Raw genomic sequence first — 3,514 nt, 5'->3', positions numbered from 1 at the left:
GCGGAGGCGATGGGATTCGAACTCATGGACCTGTTACAGTCGACGGTTTTCAAGACCGTTGCCTTAAACCACTCGGCCACACCTCCGTTTGCGTTGCGGGCGCCATAATACCTGAATGAAACACACTGTCAAACTCTCTGCATGGCTTGTTACAGAGCGTCTGTTATGATCTTTGCGACTGAACGTTTCAAACCAACAGGAGTGTCGCCATGCGCGAACAGGATTACGCAGTTAATAACAGCGTGCAGGCTGAGCAGCTAGAGGTTAGCCGCGTCCTGCGCAACACTTACGGCCTACTCGCTCTCACCCTCGCATTCAGCGGCGTGATGGCGTTTGTCGCACAGCAGATGCGTGTCGGTTACCCGAACGTCTTTGTGGTGCTGATCGGCTTCTACGGCCTTTTCTTCCTCACCAACAAACTCCGTGACTCGGCGTGGGGCCTGGTTTCTGCGTTCGCGCTGACCGGTTTCATGGGTTTCCTGCTCGGCCCGATCCTCAACCGTTACCTGGGCATGCAGGGCGGCGCGGAAGTGGTCAGCTCGGCCTTCGCGATGACCGCGCTGGTGTTCGGCGGCCTGTCGGCTTATGTGCTGATCACCCGTAAGGACATGAGCTTCCTGGGTGGTTTCATCACGGCCGGTTTCTTCGTGTTGCTGGGTGCGACGCTGGCGAGCTTCTTCTTCAAGATCAGCGGTCTGCAACTGGCGATCAGCGCAGGTTTCGTGCTGTTCTCCTCGGTCTGCATTTTGTTCCAGACCAGCGCCATCATTCACGGCGGCGAGCGCAACTACATCATGGCGACCATCAGCCTGTATGTATCGATCTACAACCTGTTCATCAGCTTGCTGCAGCTGTTCGGCATCATGGGCCGCGATGATTGATCGCCAGCCTTGAGTAAAAAACCCGCTTCGGCGGGTTTTTTATCGTCTGGGAATCGGGGTATCCACGTCTTTGCGAACCAAACAGCACTCACGCCATCGGTGGCAGCCGGCGTTTGATCGGGGTTTTCTTGACGATGGCGGTGTTGGTTTCGGCGTGGGTGTTGAGGCGGTCGAGGAGGGTGTCCAGTTGTTCCATCGAGCGCACATGCAGGCGGGCGATGAAGCAGTCGTCACCGGTGACTTTGTCGCACTCGGTGAATTCGGGAATCGCCTGAATCTGCCGCTCCACTTCCTGCAACTGGCCCGGCAACGGGCGGATGCGGACGATGGCCTGGAGTTGATAGCCGAAGCATTTAGGGTCGATTTCGACGGTATAGCCCTTGAGTACGCCGCGTTCTTCGAGGCGGCGCAGGCGCTCGGCAACGCTGGGCGAGGACAGGCCGCTGATCTGTGCCAGGGCTTTGAGCGAGCGGCGGGAGTCTTCCATCAACGCGCTGATCAGCACTTGGTCGATGTCGTCGGTCATGGCGAATCCCCTGTTAGGCAATCGGCTGGATAAGCCTTGATAAAAAAGGCAGATACCGAGTTTAGCCTGCTTTTTGCGCTGGAGAAGCCCCTCGGCGGATTGGCATACTTTGGCCTCAAACACAGGAGGTTGATGATGGACAGAACACTACGTCGCGGCTCATTCGAGATGACCGCCGCCATGCTGATTTCCGGGACCATTGGCTGGTTCGTGCTGGTGTCCGGGCAACCGGTGCTGGACGTGGTGTTCTGGCGCTGCGTGTTCGGTGCCGCCACCTTGTTGCTGATCTGCGCGGCGTTCGGCTTTCTGCGCCCTGGCATTTTGACGTCCACCACTTTCTTGTTGGCCGTACTGAGTGGTGTGGCGATTGTCGGTAACTGGGTGCTGTTGTTCGCGTCCTATTCGCGCGCCTCGATTGCCATCGGCACGGCGGTTTATAACGTCCAGCCGTTCATGTTGGTGGGGCTGGCCGCGCTGTTTCTCGGGGAGAAAATCACCCTGCAAAAACTGTTCTGGCTGGGCATTTCGTTTCTCGGGATGCTGGCGATTGTCAGCGCACATGGCGAGCAAGGCGAGGGTGGCAACGATTACCTGATGGGGATCGCTCTGGCGCTGGGTGCTGCCTTCCTGTACGCGATTGCCGCATTGATCATCAAACGCCTGACCGGCACGCCACCGCATCTGATCGCGTTGATCCAGGTCTGCACCGGCGTGCTGTTGCTCGCGCCCTTTGCGCACTTCTCGGCGATGCCGCAAGCGCCCAGTGCCTGGGCCAGCCTGGTGACCCTGGGTATCGTGCATACCGGCTTGATGTATGTGCTGCTCTACGGAGCAATTCAAAAGCTACCGACCGCCCTGACCGGCGCGTTGTCGTTCATCTATCCGATTGCGGCGATTTTCGTGGATTGGTTTGCCTTCGGTCATCGCCTGGAGCCGCTGCAATGGATCGGTGTCGCCGCGATTCTGCTGGCCGCCGCCGGGATGCAACAGGGTTGGGGCCTGAAGCTTCGGCGGGTGGCTACACAATAAACGGCCTCTCAGATGTTCCAGCGCGGTGCGGTTTTCGCCAGACGCTGGCGCATCTCGCCGATGTTCGCGGCCAATTGTCGGGTCAGCAATCGGTAGCCATCCAGTGGACTGTAGACCGGCATATCAAGCGTAGAGTCCAATAGCGGTTCGGCTGGCCGGCTGAGCCGTTGTGACGCGCCCGATTTCAATGCCCGGGCCATACCGATCAGTTGCACTCGGATCTGTCGGTGCTCGGTTTTCAATGCCGATTGCAGGTGGGCCATTGCCTCAGAGTCATCGGCATTCGGCCGGCTATTGCCGAGGATTTCCAGGATGCTGACGCACATCCGCAGGTTGCGCTGAATCGCATCGAGTTCGGTCATGGAAACCCGCACCTCCTTGGACACCGAGGGCATCAGTGAGCGCAGTTGCACCATGGCTGCGTTCAAGCGATTCATGAGCTTCAAGTGCTCGTCAGCGGCGACGGACTCGCCGTTGATGATACGGCCGTAGATTGCCGCGCAGTCGCGCAACGCATCGGCCAGGTTGTAGCGCCAGGAATACACCGCGTACAGCGGCAGGGCAAAGGAGAAAGCCAGTGCCAGGGCGATGCCGATCAGAATATCCACCCCGCGCCACAGGCCATCGGTGACCGGGTTGTCACCGTGCCCGGCAACGATAAACACGGTGATCGCCGACAGCAGCGCCGTATAACCACCCTTGCCGATGGCGTGGTACGAGAAAAACCCGCACACCACCGACATTGCGAAATAGGTCAGCCACGGCATCCCGAGCCAGGCCTGTTGCGCCACCAGCAACAAGCCGACACCGGCCCCGATCAAGGTGCCGATGGCTCGCTCGGCGGCTTTTTTGCCGATGTTACCGTGGTGCTGCAAACCGCCGATCACCACCAGCATGGTCACCGACGCCCATTCGCCATGGGGCAGATGGATGCCGGTGGTCAGCAGAATCGTCGCCAGCAACCCCAAGGAAACCCGCACCGCATGGATCAGTTTGGCGTGGCGGTAGCGCCGGTACGGGTCCAGCAATGGACGCAGTATTCGGCGCAACAGCGGCAGCAGTCGAAGGCCTTTGATGA

4 protein-coding genes and 1 tRNA gene are annotated in these 3,514 nt (G+C 59.3%); 2 read left to right on the top strand and 3 right to left on the bottom strand.

Annotation, left to right across the window (positions count from 1 at the left end; genetic code table 11):
• Window position 1: 1 nt before the first annotated feature.
• A tRNA-Ser gene (locus tag AC1DLB_RS25200) sits at window positions 2-86 on the bottom strand.
• Window positions 87-209: 123 nt separating this feature from the next.
• Here AC1DLB_RS25200 and AC1DLB_RS25195 point away from each other — a divergent pair.
• Entirely contained in the window at window positions 210-881 is a 672-nt protein-coding gene (locus AC1DLB_RS25195; protein WP_018927616.1) for a Bax inhibitor-1/YccA family protein, read from the top strand.
• 88 nt (window positions 882-969) lie between these two features.
• Here the strand turns inward: AC1DLB_RS25195 and AC1DLB_RS25190 are convergent, their stop codons facing one another.
• Window positions 970-1,407, bottom strand: coding sequence for an Lrp/AsnC family transcriptional regulator (locus AC1DLB_RS25190; protein WP_007941786.1), 438 nt, complete (start codon window positions 1,405-1,407; stop codon window positions 970-972).
• A gap of 135 nt (window positions 1,408-1,542) precedes the next feature.
• On the opposite strand from AC1DLB_RS25190, the gene AC1DLB_RS25185 reads away from it, so the two are divergent.
• A complete protein-coding gene (locus tag AC1DLB_RS25185; protein ID WP_018927617.1) occupies window positions 1,543-2,436 on the top strand; it encodes a DMT family transporter in 894 nt (297 codons plus the stop codon).
• Window positions 2,437-2,444: 8 nt separating this feature from the next.
• Here the strand turns inward: AC1DLB_RS25185 and AC1DLB_RS25180 are convergent, their stop codons facing one another.
• Window positions 2,445-3,464, bottom strand: coding sequence for an FUSC family protein (locus AC1DLB_RS25180; protein ID WP_477744007.1), 1,020 nt, complete (start codon window positions 3,462-3,464; stop codon window positions 2,445-2,447).
• Window positions 3,465-3,514: the final 50 nt, after the last annotated feature.

The organism is Pseudomonas sp. 05N434 (genome assembly GCF_056396965.1).
Note: the sequence above shows the minus strand (reverse complement) of the source record. Positions and strands in the feature narration are given on the sequence as shown.

Excerpts from the sequence above, each read along its gene's own strand:
- AC1DLB_RS25195 (WP_018927616.1), top strand. The coding sequence starts at position 210 with ATGCGCGAACAGGATTACGCAGTTAATAACAGCGTGCAGGCTGAGCAG.
- AC1DLB_RS25185 (WP_018927617.1), top strand. The coding sequence starts at position 1,543 with ATGGACAGAACACTACGTCGCGGCTCATTCGAGATGACCGCCGCCATG.
- AC1DLB_RS25190 (WP_007941786.1), bottom strand. The coding sequence starts at position 1,407 with ATGACCGACGACATCGACCAAGTGCTGATCAGCGCGTTGATGGAAGAC.